This is a genomic window from Streptomyces sp. L-9-10 (assembly GCF_004151105.1).
GTDB lineage: Bacteria > Actinomycetota > Actinomycetes > Streptomycetales > Streptomycetaceae > Streptomyces.
The window spans coordinates 229,291-244,250 of sequence record NZ_PHRF01000172.1; the positions used below are offsets into that span (position 1 = coordinate 229,291).

The 14,960-nt window shown below is 70.0% G+C and carries 14 protein-coding genes and 1 pseudogene; 9 read left to right on the forward strand and 6 right to left on the reverse strand.

Annotation, left to right across the window (positions count from 1 at the left end; translation table 11 throughout):
* Positions 1-3 precede the first annotated feature (3 nt).
* Positions 4-1,491: a tRNA (N6-isopentenyl adenosine(37)-C2)-methylthiotransferase MiaB gene (gene miaB, locus CU044_RS38075; protein WP_129773638.1), complete on the reverse strand. Its 1,488-nt coding sequence runs from the start codon at positions 1,489-1,491 to the stop codon at positions 4-6.
* A 118-nt stretch (positions 1,492-1,609) separates the two neighbouring features.
* Between miaB and CU044_RS38080 the strand changes: the two genes are divergently transcribed.
* Positions 1,610-2,611 carry a TAXI family TRAP transporter solute-binding subunit gene (locus CU044_RS38080; protein WP_129773639.1) on the forward strand — a complete coding sequence of 334 codons (1,002 nt, stop codon included), beginning with the start codon at positions 1,610-1,612 and terminating at the stop codon, positions 2,609-2,611.
* A gap of 111 nt (positions 2,612-2,722) precedes the next feature.
* Here the strand turns inward: CU044_RS38080 and CU044_RS38085 are convergent, their stop codons facing one another.
* Together CU044_RS38085 and CU044_RS38090 are read right to left on the reverse strand one after the other, a co-directional pair.
* Positions 2,723-4,114: a HAMP domain-containing sensor histidine kinase gene (locus CU044_RS38085; RefSeq protein WP_129773640.1), complete on the reverse strand. Its 1,392-nt coding sequence runs from the start codon at positions 4,112-4,114 to the stop codon at positions 2,723-2,725.
* A 6-nt stretch (positions 4,115-4,120) separates the two neighbouring features.
* Complete coding sequence (locus CU044_RS38090) at positions 4,121-4,834, reverse strand: response regulator transcription factor (RefSeq protein ID WP_129773641.1); 714 nt, start codon at positions 4,832-4,834, stop codon at positions 4,121-4,123.
* Between the two features lie 297 nt (positions 4,835-5,131).
* Here CU044_RS38090 and CU044_RS38095 point away from each other — a divergent pair, with 297 nt between their 5' ends.
* From CU044_RS38095 to CU044_RS38125, 8 genes are all read left to right on the forward strand, one after another.
* Complete coding sequence (locus tag CU044_RS38095; RefSeq protein ID WP_129773642.1) at positions 5,132-5,917, forward strand: amino acid ABC transporter ATP-binding protein; 786 nt, start codon at positions 5,132-5,134, stop codon at positions 5,915-5,917.
* Between the two features lie 152 nt (positions 5,918-6,069).
* Entirely contained in the window at positions 6,070-6,903 is an 834-nt protein-coding gene (locus tag CU044_RS38100) for a glutamate ABC transporter substrate-binding protein (protein ID WP_129773643.1), read from the forward strand.
* Positions 6,904-6,977: 74 nt separating this feature from the next.
* Positions 6,978-7,652, forward strand: a complete 675-nt coding sequence (locus CU044_RS38105) for an amino acid ABC transporter permease (RefSeq protein WP_129773644.1) — start codon at positions 6,978-6,980, stop codon at positions 7,650-7,652.
* On the forward strand, positions 7,649-8,554 hold the full coding sequence (locus tag CU044_RS38110) for an amino acid ABC transporter permease (protein WP_129773645.1): 906 nt from the start codon (positions 7,649-7,651) through the stop codon (positions 8,552-8,554). The genes CU044_RS38105 and CU044_RS38110 overlap by 4 nt, the downstream gene beginning before the upstream one ends.
* Positions 8,555-8,902: 348 nt before the next feature.
* Complete coding sequence (locus CU044_RS38115) at positions 8,903-10,495, forward strand: FAD-dependent monooxygenase (RefSeq protein ID WP_129773646.1); 1,593 nt, start codon at positions 8,903-8,905, stop codon at positions 10,493-10,495.
* Between the two features lie 69 nt (positions 10,496-10,564).
* Positions 10,565-10,636, forward strand: a complete 72-nt coding sequence (locus tag CU044_RS40265; protein WP_310851512.1) for a putative leader peptide — start codon at positions 10,565-10,567, stop codon at positions 10,634-10,636.
* Positions 10,637-10,712: 76 nt separating this feature from the next.
* Positions 10,713-11,294 carry a cysteine dioxygenase gene (locus tag CU044_RS38120; protein ID WP_129773647.1) on the forward strand — a complete coding sequence of 194 codons (582 nt, stop codon included), beginning with the start codon at positions 10,713-10,715 and terminating at the stop codon, positions 11,292-11,294.
* Between the two features lie 14 nt (positions 11,295-11,308).
* Positions 11,309-11,773, forward strand: coding sequence for a rhodanese-like domain-containing protein (locus tag CU044_RS38125; RefSeq protein WP_129773681.1), 465 nt, complete (start codon positions 11,309-11,311; stop codon positions 11,771-11,773).
* A gap of 192 nt (positions 11,774-11,965) precedes the next feature.
* Here the strand turns inward: CU044_RS38125 and recX are convergent.
* From recX to CU044_RS38140, 3 genes and pseudogenes are all read right to left on the reverse strand, one after another.
* Positions 11,966-12,634 (reverse strand): annotated as a pseudogene (gene recX, locus CU044_RS38130) (recombination regulator RecX); the annotation flags it as partial.
* Positions 12,556-13,683 carry a recombinase RecA gene (recA, locus tag CU044_RS38135; protein WP_129773648.1) on the reverse strand — a complete coding sequence of 376 codons (1,128 nt, stop codon included), beginning with the start codon at positions 13,681-13,683 and terminating at the stop codon, positions 12,556-12,558. The pseudogene recX and the gene recA, both read right to left, overlap by 79 nt.
* 341 nt (positions 13,684-14,024) lie before the next feature.
* Positions 14,025-14,924 carry an aminoglycoside phosphotransferase family protein gene (locus tag CU044_RS38140; RefSeq protein WP_129773649.1) on the reverse strand — a complete coding sequence of 300 codons (900 nt, stop codon included), beginning with the start codon at positions 14,922-14,924 and terminating at the stop codon, positions 14,025-14,027.
* Positions 14,925-14,960 lie beyond the last annotated feature (36 nt).

The window sequence follows — 14,960 nt, forward strand, 5'->3', positions numbered from 1 at the left end:
CCGTCACTCGACGGAACAGCCGCCCGTCACCGCCGGCAGCGGAGCCGGCACGCCGACCGTGGGCAGCCCCAGCAGCACGCCCGCGGGCTTCGCCGCCTCGGTCGCGTTCCGCCGGTCCCAGGCGTCTCCGGCGCGGGTACGGCGTACCTTCCGCGTCGGTCCCTCGGCGAGGAGATGGTGCGGCGCGGCGTAGGTGATCTCGACGGTGACCACATCGCCGGGACGCACCTCCTCGTCCGGCTTGGTGAAGTGCACGAGGCGGTTGTCGGGGGCGCGTCCGGAGAGCCGGTGCGTGGCGCCGTCCTTGCGCCCCTCGCCCTCCGCGACCATGACCTCCAGTGTCCTGCCGACCTGCGTCTTGTTCTCCTCCCAGGAGATCTCCTCCTGGAGGGCGGACAGCCGCATGTAGCGCTCCTGGACGACCTCCTTGGGGATCTGCCCCTCCATCTCGGCGGCCGGGGTCCCGGGGCGCTTGGAGTACTGGAAGGTGAACGCCTGCGCGAAGCGCGCCTCGCGTACGACCCGCAGGGTCTGCTCGAAGTCCTCCTCGGTCTCGCCCGGGAAGCCCACGATGATGTCGGTGGAGATGGCGGCGTGCGGGATGGCGGCGCGCACCTTGTCGATGATGCCGAGGTAGCGGTCCTGCCGGTACGAGCGGCGCATCGCCTTCAGGATGGTGTCCGAGCCGGACTGGAGCGGCATATGGAGCTGCGGCATCACGTTCGGCGTCTCGGCCATCGCCGCGATCACGTCGTCCGTGAAGTCGCGCGGGTGCGGTGAGGTGAAGCGGACCCGCTCCAGGCCCTCGATCGCGCCACAGGCCCGCAGCAGCTTGGAGAAGGCCTCGCGGTCGCCGATGTCGGATCCGTACGCGTTGACGTTCTGGCCCAGCAGCGTGATCTCGGAGACGCCCTCGGCGACCAGCGCCTCGATCTCGGCCAGGATGTCGCCGGGGCGGCGGTCCTTCTCCTTGCCGCGCAGCGCGGGGACGATGCAGAAGGTGCAGGTGTTGTTGCAGCCGACGGAGATGGAGACCCACGCGGCGTAGGCGGACTCGCGGCGGGTCGGCAGCGTGGAGGGGAAGGCCTCCAGCGACTCGGCGATCTCGACCTGGGCCTCTTCCTGGACCCGCGCGCGCTCCAGGAGCACCGGCAGCTTGCCGATGTTGTGCGTACCGAACACGACATCGACCCAGGGGGCGCGCGTCACGATCGTGTCGCGGTCCTTCTGCGCCAGGCAGCCGCCGACGGCGATCTGCATGCCCGGCCGCCTGGTCTTCATCGGCGCGAGGCGGCCGAGGTTGCCGTAGAGCTTGTTGTCGGCGTTCTCCCGCACCGCGCAGGTGTTGAAGACAACGACGTCCGCGTCCCCGTCGGAGCCTTCGGGCGCGCGGACGTATCCGGCTCCCTCCAGCAGGCCCGACAGCCGCTCGGAGTCGTGGACGTTCATCTGGCACCCGTAGGTGCGTACCTCGTAAGTCTTCGCGCTCATCTCGCCCACCAGGGTACGGGGTCGCCCGGTTCGGCTGCCCGGGGATTCCCCGCTGAGCCCGTGGCGAGCAGAAGACAAGGCCTGGCCATTACGGGGAGTGAGCTGACAGGATCGTGGCATGTTCGGCCCCGTGTCCCGTATCAGCCGCGGCCGCGCCTTCCGGGGCGCCGCCGCGCTGCTGGTGCTGCTCGGGCTGCTGCTGTGGTGGCTGCTGCCGATCGGGGCGTCGTCGCCGACCGGCTCGGTCACGTTCAGCACGGGCGTGAAGACCGGGGTCTACCAGCGGTACGGAACGCTCCTGAAGCAGGATCTCGCCCGCGATCTGCCGGATGTGTCGATACGGCTCAGGACCAGCGAGGGCTCGCAGCAGAACATCGCGTGGGTGGCGGCCGGCGAGGCGGATTTCACCATCGCCACCGCCGACGCCGTCGCCAAGTACCAGAAGGACGGCAAGCCGGGCGCGGACCGGCTGCGCGGCTGCGCGCGGCTGTACGACGACTATGTGCAGCTGGTCGTCGCGAAGGACTCGGGCATCCGCTCCACCGCCGGTCTGCGCGGCAGGAAGGTGGGCGTGGGGCAGGAGGGCTCGGGGGTCCGGCTGATAGCGGACCGGGTGCTGGCCGCGGCGGATCTCGATCCGCGGAAGGACATCGTCCCGTTCTCGGTCGGGATCGACACCATGCCGGGCCTGCTCGAACGGGGCGAGCTGGACGCCTTCTTCTGGTCGGGCGGGCTGCCCACCGGCGCGGTACAGGACCTGTCGGAGCGCTTCGACATCCGGCTCGTGCCGCTGGAGTCCGCGCTGGTCGACAGGCTGCATGCCTCGGGCGAGGCGGCGTCCCGCTACTACCGCTCCGCGGTGATACCCGCCGACGCCTACGGCAAGGCGCAGAACGGCACGGCGGTACCGACGATCGCGGTGGCGAATCTGCTGGTGACCACCGACCGGATGAGCGCCGGGCTGACGGAGGGCTTCACCCGCACGGTCATCGACAGCCGGGACCGGATAGGCGACGAGGTGCATCCGGCGCAGCTGGTGGATCTGCGGACCGCGATCTATACGGACCCGCTGCCGCTGCACGAGGGCGCCAAGCGGTACTACCGGACGGAGAAGCCGTAGCCCGCGGGCCGGGCAGGCGCCTGATCAGGCCGCCGGGACAGCTGTCGGGGCGGACCACGAGCCAGACCGTCGGGGCGGATCACGAGCCAGGCCGTCGGGTCAGGCCACGGATCAGCCCGTCGGGGATGATCGCGGGACGCTGAGCGTGACCCGGAGTCCGCGCGGTTCACCGTGCTCGTAGTCGATCGAACCGCCGCCGGCCGCGAGCAGGGCCTGTGCGATGGACAGGCCGAGGCCCGATCCCTTGATGTTCTGGTCGCGGTTGCTGCGCCAGAAACGGTCCCCGATCCTGGCGAGCTCGTCATCCGTGAGACCGGGACCGCCGTCGTTGATGACGATCTTCGAGGTCGTGCCGTTGCGGGCCACCGTCACCGTGACCTCCTCGCCGGCCGGGGTGAACTTGAGCGCGTTGTCGATCACGGCGTCCAGGGCGCTGGAGAGCGCGATGGGGTCGGCCCAGGCGGTCACGGCGGCGCGATGCTCGGTGAGCCTGACGCCCTTCCCCTCGGCGAGCGCCCGCCAGGCGGCGACCCGTTCGGCCGCCAGCTCACCGATGTCGGTGAGCCGCAGATCCGCGGCGGTGTGCTCGGCCAGCGCCAGGTCCAGCAGATCGTCGAGGACCTGGGCGAGGCGCCTGCCCTCGGTCCGTACGGAGGCGATCTCCTGGTTCCCCTTGGGCAGTTCGAGGCCGAGCAGTTCGATACGGAGCAGCAGGGCGGCGAGCGGATTGCGCAGCTGGTGCGAGGCGTCCGCGACGAAGGCGCGCTGCTGCTCCAGCACGTCCTCGACGTTGTCGGCCATCTCGTTGAAGGAGCTGGCCAGCCGGCGCAGCTCCGGCGGACCACCGGCCGCCGCGACCCGGGAGTTCATCCGGCCGGTGGCGATGTCGTGGGTGGCCGCGTCCAGTACCCGTACCGGACGGAGCACCCAGCCGGTCAGCCGGATCGCGGCCCCGACGGCGAGCAGCATGGCCGCCGCCTCGCCCGCGGCGATGATCAGCCAGCCGCGGAGAACGCGCGAACGCATCTGGCCGGTCGGTGAGTCGGTCACCACCACGGCGACGACGTCGCCGTCCCGTACGACCGGTGAGTCGACGATCAGCCGGCCGTTCTGCCAGGGCCAGACCTGCTCGGGGTCGCCGCTGCGCCGGCCGAGCAGCGCCTCCTCGAAGGACTGCCGGGCAGGCCCCTCCGCGGGGACGCTCCAGCCCTCCGGGGCGCGGGCCATCACGCCGTTGTCGCGGTAGAAGACGCCGACCCTGACCCCGTACACCTCGTGGTACCTGGTCAGCTCCGCCTCCAGCATCGCGCGCCGTTCCTGGGCGCCCGGTCGGCTCTCGGAGACGAACTGGGCGAGGGCCGCGACCCGCGAGGTGTCGTCGATCCGGTCCACGACGACACGCTGCTGCTCGGCGGCGGCGAGACTCACGGCGAGCGGGAAGCCCAGGGCGAGGAGCACGCCCGCCATGAGGATGATGAGCAGCGGCAGCAGTCGGGTGCGCACGGGGCGTTACGGCCCCTGGTGTGTGCCGGGGACGACCAGGCGGTAGCCGACACCCCGGACGGTCTCGATCAGCGCCGGCATGCCGAGCTTGCCGCGCAAGGAGGCCACATGGACCTCCAGCGTGCGGCCGGTGCCTTCCCAACTGGTGCGCCAGACCTCGCTGATGATCTGTTCGCGGCCGAACACCACACCGGGGCGCTGGGCGAGCAGGGCCAGCAGATCGAACTCCTTGCGGGTCAGCTGGACGGCCGTGCCGTCCACGCTCACGCGCCGGGTGGGCAGTTCCAGGCTGAGGCGCCCGAGCCGCTGGGCGCCCTCGGGGGCGGGCGCCGGCTCGTCCCCGCTCACGGTGCGCCGGCTGACGGCATGGATACGGGCGAGCAGTTCGCCGGTGTCGTACGGCTTGACCACGTAGTCGTCGGCGCCGAGGTTGAGGCCGTGGATCCGGGAGCGGACATCGGCCCGCGCGGTCACCATGATCACCGGGGTCGAGGTGATCCGGCGGATCTTGCCGCAGACCTGGTAGCCGTCCTGGTCGGGCAGGCCGAGGTCGAGCAGGACGACCGAGAACGGCGTCTTGCCCACGTTGGCCGCGGGCAGCACCGCCTGGAGCGCCTCCTCACCGCTGCGGGCATGCACGACCTGGAATCCGTGCTTGGCGAGCACGGCCGACAGGGCGGCGGCCACATGGTCGTCGTCCTCCACGAGCAGCAGTCTCACGGGCCCCCTTCAGGTCACGGTTCGGGTCGCGCCGTCGGTCGCCCCGATACGTCGCGCTCATCAGATGCGCTCTTAGTACGTACCAGGCATCCACGCCGATCGCGCACGGTCAGTCAAGAGTCTTCCCGTTACGCCAAGGTTTCCGTTACCCACCCGGTACTCCCTCCAGCGCCCTCTTCACGCGGAGTGTCCGGTTGCGGCCGGATCGTTATGCTCAATTTCCGCTCAGATGTAATGACGCTGATCGCAGTGCGTGACTAAGGTCCTCCCAACCGAGGAGGACGGAGCAAAAAGCCGATGAGCGGAGTGTCAGTGACCAAGGGCGCCGAGGGCGCCGTGCCCGCGACGGGCGACCTGGTCGTACTGAGCAACGTGAACAAGCACTTCGGCGCGCTGCATGTGCTCCAGGACATCGACCTGACCATCGCCCGTGGCGAGGTCGTGGTCGTCATCGGGCCCTCCGGGTCCGGCAAGTCCACACTGTGCCGCACCATCAACCGCCTGGAGTCGATCGATTCGGGCGCGATCACGATCGACGGCAAGCCGCTGCCGGAGGAGGGCAGGGAGCTCGCCCGGCTGCGCGCCGACGTCGGCATGGTCTTCCAGTCGTTCAACCTCTTCGCACACAAGACGGTGCTGGAGAACGTCACGCTGGGCCAGATCAAGGTCCGCAAGACGAGCAAGGCGGACGCCGAGGAGAAGGCGCGCGCGCTGCTGGACCGCGTGGGCGTCGGCTCGCAGGCCGACAAGTACCCGGCCCAGCTCTCGGGCGGCCAGCAGCAGCGTGTCGCCATCGCGCGGGCGCTGGCGATGGGCCCGAAGGTGATGCTCTTCGACGAGCCCACCTCCGCGCTGGACCCCGAGATGATCAACGAAGTACTCGAGGTCATGCAGCAGTTGGCGCGCGACGGAATGACGATGGTCGTCGTCACCCATGAGATGGGTTTCGCGCGCTCCGCGGCGAACCGGGTCGTCTTCATGGCGGACGGCCGGATCGTCGAACAGGCCACGCCCGACGAGTTCTTCAGCAACCCGCGCAGCGACCGCGCCAAGGACTTCCTGTCGAAGATCCTGCATCACTGATCCCCGCTCTGGACACGGATCTCTCACCGGGGCCCTTTCGGCCCGGATCCTTTCGTCCGGATCGTTCACACGGCTCATCACGGCTCTGCTCACGGTTCTGCCGAGTGCGGCAGAACCGGTTCGTTCACGTCTCACCCGAGGGAAGTTCACGCATGAAGCTTCGCAAGGCAAGCGCCGCGGCGGCCGCCGTTGTCGTCCTCTCCCTGACCGCCACCGCCTGCGGCGGCGACAGCGCCGACAGCGGCAACGGCGGCGGTGACAAGATCACCATCGGTATCAAGTTCGACCAGCCGGGCCTCGGTCTGAAGAAGCCGGACGGTACGTTCGCGGGCTTCGACGTCGATGTCGCGACCTACGTCGCCAAGGAACTGGGCTACGACGCCAAGAACATCGAATGGAAAGAGGCGCCCAGCGCCGAGCGCGAGAACCTGATCTCCAACGGTGACGTGACGTTCGTCGCCGCCAGCTACACGATCAACGACGAGCGCAAGAAGAAGGTGGACTTCGCGGGACCGTACTTCCTCGCCCACCAGGACCTGCTGGTCCGCTCGGACGACAGCTCCATCACCAAGGCCGCCGACCTGAACTCCAAGAAGCTCTGTTCGGTGACCGGCTCCACCTCGGCGCAGAACGTCAAGAACGATTTCGCGCCGAAGGCCGACCTCCAGAACGTCGGCGGCTACTCCGAGTGCCTGACCGGCCTGGAGAACAAGGCCGTTGACGCCCTGACCACGGACGACTCCATCCTCGCGGGCTACGCCTCGCAGCAGGAGCACCAGGGCAAGTTCAAGCTCGCGGGCCTCAAGCTCAGCGACGAGCCCTACGGCATCGGCCTCAAGAAGGGCGACGCCGATCTTCAGAAGAAGATCAACGCCGCGCTGACCAAGATGGAGTCGGACGGCTCCTGGGAGAAGGCCGTGAAGGCCAACTTCGGTCCGGCCAACTACAAGAACGAGCCTGCCCCGAAGATCACCGAAGGCAGCTGAGACAGCAGTGACGCGCCGCCGGCCGGTCCGGCGGCGCGTACCGACCAGCCAACCAGGGGAGAGCGCGGGGCATCGTGTTCGACTTTCTTGATTCCGGGCAGTACGACCTGCTCGGCGCCTTCTGGGTGACGGTGCAGCTCACCCTCTACTCCGCAGTTGGTTCTCTCATATGGGGAACGCTGCTGGCCGGGATGCGTGTCAGTCCCGTGCCGCTGATGCGTGCCTTCGGTACCGCCTACGTCAATATGGTCCGTAACACTCCACTGACCGTGGTGCTCGTCGCCTGTTCACTGGGGCTCGGCCAGACCCTCCAGATCACGCTCGGCGGCGGGGACTTCGAGTCCATCGGCTTCCGGCTGGCCGTACTGGGACTGATCGCCTACACGAGCACCTTCGTCTGCGAGGCCCTGCGCTCCGGTATCAACACCGTGCCCGTGGGGCAGGCCGAAGCCGCCCGCGCGCTGGGCCTGAGCTTCTTCCAGGTGCTGAGGCTGATCGTGCTCCCCCAGGCGTTCCGCTCCGTGGTGGCGCCGCTGGCGAACGTGCTGATCGCGCTGACCAAGAACACGACGGTCGCCGCGGCGATAGGCGTCGCCGAGGCGTCGGCGCTGATGAAGACAATGATCGAGAACGAAACCAGCGCGCTCTTCATGGTGTTCGCGGTGTTCGCCTTCGGATTCGTCGTTCTCACCCTCCCGACCGGTCTGCTCCTGGGCTGGGTCAGCAAGCGAGTGGCGGTGAAGCGATGAGTGCCACGTCCGTTCTGTACGACGCTCCGGGTAAGCGCGCCAAGCGGCGCAACATCCTCTACACGATCGTGTTCCTGGTCGTCTTCGCGCTCGCCGCCTGGTGGGTTCTCGTTCAGATGAACGACAAGAACCAGCTGGCGTCCGAGAAGTGGAGTCCGTTCGTCACGGACGCCGAGGTATGGACGACCTATCTGCTGCCGGGGCTCGGTGAGACCCTCAAGGCGGCGGCGCTGTCCATCGTGATAGCCCTGCCGTTCGGCGCGCTGCTCGGTATCGGCCGGCTCTCGGACCACACCTGGGTACGGGTACCGGTCGGCGCCGTCGTCGAGTTCTTCCGCTCCATCCCCGTCCTGCTGATGATGGTGTTCGCCGCCACGGCGTACGCGCAGTTCACCGATGTCTCGTCCGACATCCGGCCGCTGTACGCCGTGGTGACGGGCCTGGTGCTCTACAACGCCTCGGTCATCGCCGAGATCGTCCGGGCCGGCATTCTCACGCTGCCCAACGGCCAGACCGACGCCGCGAAGGCGATCGGCATGCGCAAGGGCCAGACCATGGCGTACGTGCTCCTGCCCCAGGCCGTGACGGCGATGCTGCCGGCCCTGGTCAGCCAGCTGGTCGTCATCGTCAAGGACACCGCGCTGGGCGGCGCGCTCCTCGGCCTGTCCGAACTGCTCTCGCAGAACCGCACGATCACCGCGAACTACGGCGCCAACACCATCGCCACGCTCGTCGTCATCGCGCTGATCTACATCGCGCTGAACTTCATCCTCACCACCTTCGCGGGCTGGCTGGAGAAGCGACTGCGCCAGGGCAAGAAGAGCACGGGCGCGGTGCTCGGCACAGATGGGCCACAACAGGTCAGTGCCCAAGTCGGCCCCGGGGACGGCAGCAGCATCTGAGACAGACGGGTCTGGCGGGTCTGGCGGGTCTGGGCGGCGTACGCGCCGCCCAGACTGTCGCTTGACGCGGGCACCCCCAGTAGGTTGCATACGTTCTGTGATCACGCATCGGGCTCCCAGGGCCTGTCTTCAAAGTCCCGCCTGCTCGGCGGCGCCCGGCACGCACGCTCGCGGCGTTGTCGGGATCACCCCAGTACGTCCAGTACTGGGGCGCCCCTCCGCCTTGCGATCGCACGCACCGGACGCCGCCGAGCCCGCCCTCCGGGCGGACGGCGCTACTTTGAAGACAGGCCCTAGCGCCCCTGACCGTATGACCGCACGGGCCTCACGGGCCGGAGGGGTCGCGCCGTGGACCCGGTGATCGTCGCCGGCGCGGGCCCCGTCGGTCTCGCGCTCTCTCTGGCCCTCGCCGCGCAGGGTGTCCCCTCCGTCGTCCTGGACGAGGGGACCGGTACGGACGATCCGCGTCCGGCCCGAACCGCCATACTGCGGCCCGACACCGCCGCCCTGGTGGCCCGGCTCGGCTGCACCACCCTCGGTGACGAGGGCGCGCGCTGGACCGGATGGCGTCTGATGCGGCGCAAGCAGCTGATGCGGGAGCTGCCGCTCGGCGAGGACGGCGCCCCCACGCCCCTGCACATCCCCCAGCACGCCCTTTCGCGCGGGCTGCGGAGCGCCATCGCGGGCCAGGAGCTGGTGCGCGTGGTCACCGGCGACCGGCTCGACTCGCTGGAGCAGGACGCCCGGGGCATCACCGTGCACACCCGCGGCCCCGGGGCGACCTGGTGGCGCGGCAGCCATCTGGTCGGATGCGACGGCGCCAGGTCCACGGTCCGCAAGCTGCTCGGCATCCGCTTTCCCGGACGTACGGCGGTGGAGCGCCACGCTGTCGCCGCGCTCCGCGCGGAGCTGCCCTGGCCCGGCGAGGCACTGCTCCACCGGCAGCCGCCCTGGCCGGGCAGCGGGGAAGAGGTGTCCGCCAGGCCGCTCGCGGACGGTGTGTGGCGGGTCGACTGGCTGCTGCCCTCCCGGGGCGAGCTGGTCACGCCCGACGCGCTGGTGACGCGTTTACGGGACACCCTGGCCGGCTGGTGCGGCGAGACTCCGCCGTACGACCTGCTCGACACCGGCGTCTACACCCTGCATCACCGGCTGGCCAGGCGCTGGCGCGCCGGACGGGCCTTCCTCGCCGGGGACGCCGCCCATCTGCTGGGCGCGGTGGGCACCCAGGGGCTCGACGAAGGACTGCGGGACGTCAGCAACCTCTCCTGGAAGATCGCCGAGGACTGGCACCACGGGGCGTCGGAGACCCTGCTGGACAGCTACCAGGCGGAGCGGCGCACGGCCGTCGCCGCCCGGCTGCGCGCGGCCGACCAGTCGCTGCCGATACTGCGGGGCGGCGGCGGGCTGCGTACGTACATGCCGGGCGCCACGCGCGGACACGACACCCTGCTCGCCGACGGGCATCTGGGGCACGGGCCATTGGGGGCACCGCCCGCCTATCCGCACTCCCCCCTCGCACCACCGCACGCCGAGGCGCGGACGGCTGTCGGTACGCCCCCCGGCGCGCCCGTCGAGGACGTACGGGTGACCGCGCCGGACGGTACGACCGTACGGCTCGGGGACCGGCTCGGCCGTGGCCTGCACCTGGTGATACTGGTCGCGCCCGGCACCGGGGTGTGGGACCGGCGGCACTGGCTGACGGCGGGGGTGATGCCGCGGCTGGCGGCGGCGGTGACCGCACTGCCGGTACGGGCCGAGCTGCTGGTCACGGAGGCGTACCCGGGAGCCTCCGCGCACACCGTGCTGCTGGTGCGGCCGGACGGGCATCTGGTGGCGGCCTTCGGTGGAGTGCGCCCCGCCGATCTCTACGCGGCGGCGGACGCGGCGCGCGGAGGCAGTCCTTCCACCCCGACGGAGGTACCCGCGGACGCCTCCTGACCACACTGCGAACATCGATTGACCGTCGCGGGCTCGCATGGTGTACTCCGGAACGTGACTGACACCGATGTGCGCCTGTGGCGGAGAGTCCATATGGACTTGCTCCGCTATGCGGGCTGCGTGTGTCGCCCGTCCTGTTGATTCGCCCCTTTTCTCCACACGCTCGTCGCGCGGCGCCGTGACGGCACCTCTTCGCGAACATCTCAGGACGGTCACCATGTCTCTACCCGTACGTACCTCCACATCCGGCACCGGCGCCGCTGATACCACGGGCGCTGTCGACACCGGCGTGAAGTCCCCGGCCGCCGGGCCCACCCCCGCCGAGCTGCTCGACTTCGTCCGCAGGAGCGCGGCCGACGCCGAGCTGGTCTCCTCGCTCCCGCTGGACCCGGAGGGGCGTACGTGGATCCGGCTCAACGGTCCCGCGGGCAGCGAGGCGTGGCTGATCGGCTGGCCGCCCGGCACGGGCACCGGCTGGCACGACCACGGCGGCTCGCACGGCGCGTTCGCCACGGCGTCGGGCACGCTCAAGGAGGACTCGCTCGCGGCCCGGCTGCCCACCGAGGGGTGGAAGACCCTGGAACTGGCCGAAGGCGTCGACCGCGAGCGGCAGTTGACGGCCGGCGAGGGCCGGGCGTTCGGCAGGCACCATGTGCACGAGGTGCGCAACGAGTCAGGGGCCGAGCACGCCGTCTCCGTGCACGCCTACTATCCGCCGCTGCCGCTGATGCGGCGCTACAGCCGCACGGGCGCCGTGCTCCGCCTTGAGCAGGTCGAGCGTCCCGAGGAGTGGCAGTGACGGACCAGCGGACCGTGACCGAGCAGGCCGTGACCGAGCAGGCCGTGACCGGGCGCGTGGAGGCCGAGCGCGTGGGAATCGATGAGCTGCTGGAACGGGTCCGTGAGGACCTGGACCGAATAGGGCCGAGGGAAGCGGCCGAGGCCGCCTCGGACGGCGCGCTGCTGGTGGACATCCGGTACGCGGCGCTGCGTGAGCGCGACGGGCTGATCCCGGGCGCGCTGGTCGTCGAGCGCAATGAGCTGGAGTGGCGGCTCGACCCGCAGGGCAGCCATCGCGCACGCGAGGCCACGAGCCACGATCTGCGCGTGGTGGTGATCTGCAACGAGGGGTACGCGTCGAGCCTCGCGGCGATGTCCCTGCGGCAGCTGGGACTGCACCGCGCGACCGACCTCGTCGGGGGATTCCAGGCGTGGAAGGCCGAGGGCCTGCCGGTTGCCGCGGCCGGGGACAGCGTGGAGGCCGGGAACACGGCATAGAGCGGGCGGAGCGGAGCGGGACTCCGGGCCTTCTCATCGCCTGACCACCGTCGCGTCGGCGACCGGACGGAGACGACCGGACGGATCCGAAGCGCCGCCCGGCCCGGCAGTACGGTCGCAACCAGGACGAGCGAGGTCGACCAGGACAAGCAGGGCAGCCGTGCCGATGCCGGGCAGGCCCTGTGGCTGTGGCTAGTAGAAGCCCTCGTCCAGCCCCTCGGTGTCCTCCCCCTCCTCCTCCAGCGCCTGCCGGACCACCCGGAGCGCCATGCCTTCCGGATAGCCCTTGCGGGCCAGCATGCCCGCGAGCCTGCGCAGCCTTCTGTCGCGTTCCATACCGCGCGTGGCGCGGAGTTTGCGGGCGACCAGCTCGCGGGCTGTCGCCTCCTCCTGGTCGGAGTCCAACTGCCCGACCGCCTCGTCGATCAGGGCGGCGTCCACCCCTTTCGTACGCAGCTCACGGGCGAGCGCACGCCGGGCCAGGCCCCGGCCGTGGTGCCGCGACTCCACCCAGGCGTCCGCGAACGCCGCGTCGTCGATCAGCCCCACGTCCTCGAAGCGGGAGAGCACCTCCTGCGCCACGTCCTCGGGGATCTCCCGCTTGGCCAGCGCGTCCGCCAGCTGCTTGCGGGTCCGGGGCGTCCCGGTGAGCAGGCGCAGGCAGATCGCCCGCGCCCGCTCCGCCGGATCCTGGGGCGACAGCTCCTGCCCGGCCCTCGACGGGTCGGAGCTGTCGCCCGGCCTTTCCGTCCGCCGCCTCTTCGCATAAGGCACAGGACGGACTAACTCTTGGCCGTGGCCGCCTTGGCCGACTTGGCCTTGGAGGCAGGAGCGGGCACGGACTTGGCCGGGTCCTCGGCGGGAGCCGGAGCACCCGCCACGGTCGCCGCGGACTCGGCCGTCGCCGCGTCCGGCCGTACGCCGACGCCCAGCTTCTCCAGGATCTTCTTCTCGATTTCATTGGCGAGATCGGGGTTGTCCTTGAGGAAGTTGCGCGCGTTCTCCTTGCCCTGGCCGAGCTGGTCGCCCTCGTACGTGTACCAGGCGCCGGCCTTCCGTACGAAGCCGTGCTCCACGCCCATGTCGATCAGGCCGCCCTCGCGGCTGATGCCCTGGCCGTAGAGGATGTCGAACTCCGCCTGCTTGAAGGGCGGCGCGACCTTGTTCTTGACGACCTTGACGCGGGTGCGGTTGCCGACGGCGTCGGTGCCGTCCTTCAGGGTCTCGATACGACGGATGTCGAGACGCACCGAGGCGTAGAACTTGAGCGCGCGGCCACCCGTCGTGGTCTCCGGTGAGCCGAACATCACGCCGATCTTCTCGCGGAGCTGGTTGATGAAGATCGCGGTGGTCTTGGACTGGTTGAGCGCGCTCGTGATCTTCCGTAGCGCCTGGCTCATCAGCCGCGCCTGGAGACCGACGTGCGAGTCGCCCATCTCGCCCTCGATCTCCGCGCGCGGCACCAGGGCGGCGACGGAGTCGATGACGATGAGGTCGAGCGCGCCGGAGCGGACCAGCATGTCCACGATCTCGAGCGCCTGCTCGCCGTTGTCCGGCTGGGACAGGATCAGATTGTCGATGTCGACGCCGAGCTTCTTCGCGTACTCGGGGTCGAGGGCGTGCTCGGCGTCCACGAAGGCCACCGCACCGCCGGCCTTCTGCGCGTTCGCCACCGCGTGCAGCGTGAGGGTCGTCTTTCCTGAGGACTCGGGCCCGTAGACCTCCACCACACGGCCGCGCGGCAGGCCGCCGACGCCGAGCGCGACGTCGAGCGCGGTCGACCCGGTGGGGATGACCTCGATGGGTTCGTTCGGCCGCTCGCCGAGGCGCATCACCGCGCCCTTCCCGAATTGCCGTTCAATTTGTGCGAGGGCGGCGTCGAGCGCCTTCTCGCGGTCGGTTCCTGCCATGGGTTCCACCCGATTTGCTTGAGTCGATCGCTTCACGTCAAAGACGCTATCCCCTGCCACTGACAACGCGTCCCGACGACCTCCTGGCCTGTGGAAAACTCCGCCGGCCAACCTCTCCGAACGCCCCCACCGCACCACACCGCCGGCCGGGCCCCGGGAAGCACCGGCAGTCACCCATGAGAATGGATGTTCGATTTAACTGTCAAGCGCACCACACGGCACCCAGGTCACGTGGTGACTGAATGCTTCAGCTCGGTCTGCACGGTTCCGACGACCGGGACTGCTCCGCCCCTGTCAGCGAGTGGACGGCGCCAGGAAGGCCCGGTCGATCGATGCCGACGTCAAAGGCCCTTCAGGACACGACCAAGCGCCGACCGGCCTGCAGGTCCCCAGCTCGGCTTGCCGCCGGGCAGGCCGCGGTCCCCGTTCTGGCCCATCAGCATCAGGAACAGGCTGCTCATCGCGGCCAGCCCGCGCGCCCGTCGGACCGCCGCCTCGTCCGCCTGCGCATAGCTGTCGAAGAACCGCGAGGCGCCGCCCGCGGGGAGCAGCACCCAGGCGGCCGCAAGGTCCCAGGCCGGGTCGCCGGCGAAGACATCGCCGAAGTCGACGATGCCCGCCAGTGTCCCCTCCGCGACGACGACGTTCGCGGGATGCAGGTCACCGTGAACCCACACTCGCGGGCCCTCCCACCCGGGAGCCGCGGCCGCGTCGTCCCACACGGCCCGGATGTCGTCCTCGGCGAAGTGGCCGAGATCCACGGCCCGCAGGAAGTCCTCGAAGCCCTCCGTGCATTCCTTGAGGTGACCGCCGCGGTCCGAGGGGTCCGGTGCTTCGGCGGGCGCCTCCACATGCAGCGCCTTGAGGAAGGCCGCCAGGATGTCGGCCGCATGGTCGCCGCGGGTGATCGAGCCGTGGTCCAGCGGTGTGCCCTCGACCCATGTCATGACGGTCCAGATCTTGGGGAAGCGCTCGGACGGCGCACCGTCGCGCACGGGGACCGGGATCGGCAGTGGCAGGCGCGAGGCCAGGGTCGGCAGCCACCGGCGCTCCTTGAGCTGCATATCCGGGCGGGTGTCCATCCGCTGCATCCGGACCGCCAGCTCGTCCCCGAGGCGCCACATCTGGTTGCCCCAACCGCCCGCCACCTCACGGATGGGCAGCGCGGCCAGGTCCGGATGCTGGTCCCACAGCAGGTCGCGGACCAGATCCTCGCTGATCTCGATCTCGGATTCGATCATGCGCAGTCACAGTACTTGAGGCAGGCGAGTGGGCTG

What these genes read in the sequence shown, in the direction of transcription:
- CU044_RS38120 (WP_129773647.1), top strand. Translation starts at nt 10,713, where the DNA reads ATGTCTCTACCCGTACGTACCTCCACATCCGGCACCGGCGCCGCTGAT.
- CU044_RS38095 (WP_129773642.1), top strand. Translation starts at nt 5,132, where the DNA reads ATGAGCGGAGTGTCAGTGACCAAGGGCGCCGAGGGCGCCGTGCCCGCG.
- recA (WP_129773648.1), bottom strand. Translation starts at nt 13,683, where the DNA reads ATGGCAGGAACCGACCGCGAGAAGGCGCTCGACGCCGCCCTCGCACAA.
- CU044_RS38080 (WP_129773639.1), top strand. Translation starts at nt 1,610, where the DNA reads ATGTTCGGCCCCGTGTCCCGTATCAGCCGCGGCCGCGCCTTCCGGGGC.
- CU044_RS38100 (WP_129773643.1), top strand. Translation starts at nt 6,070, where the DNA reads ATGAAGCTTCGCAAGGCAAGCGCCGCGGCGGCCGCCGTTGTCGTCCTC.
- CU044_RS38110 (WP_129773645.1), top strand. Translation starts at nt 7,649, where the DNA reads ATGAGTGCCACGTCCGTTCTGTACGACGCTCCGGGTAAGCGCGCCAAG.
- CU044_RS38140 (WP_129773649.1), bottom strand. Translation starts at nt 14,924, where the DNA reads ATGATCGAATCCGAGATCGAGATCAGCGAGGATCTGGTCCGCGACCTG.
- miaB (WP_129773638.1), bottom strand. Translation starts at nt 1,491, where the DNA reads ATGAGCGCGAAGACTTACGAGGTACGCACCTACGGGTGCCAGATGAAC.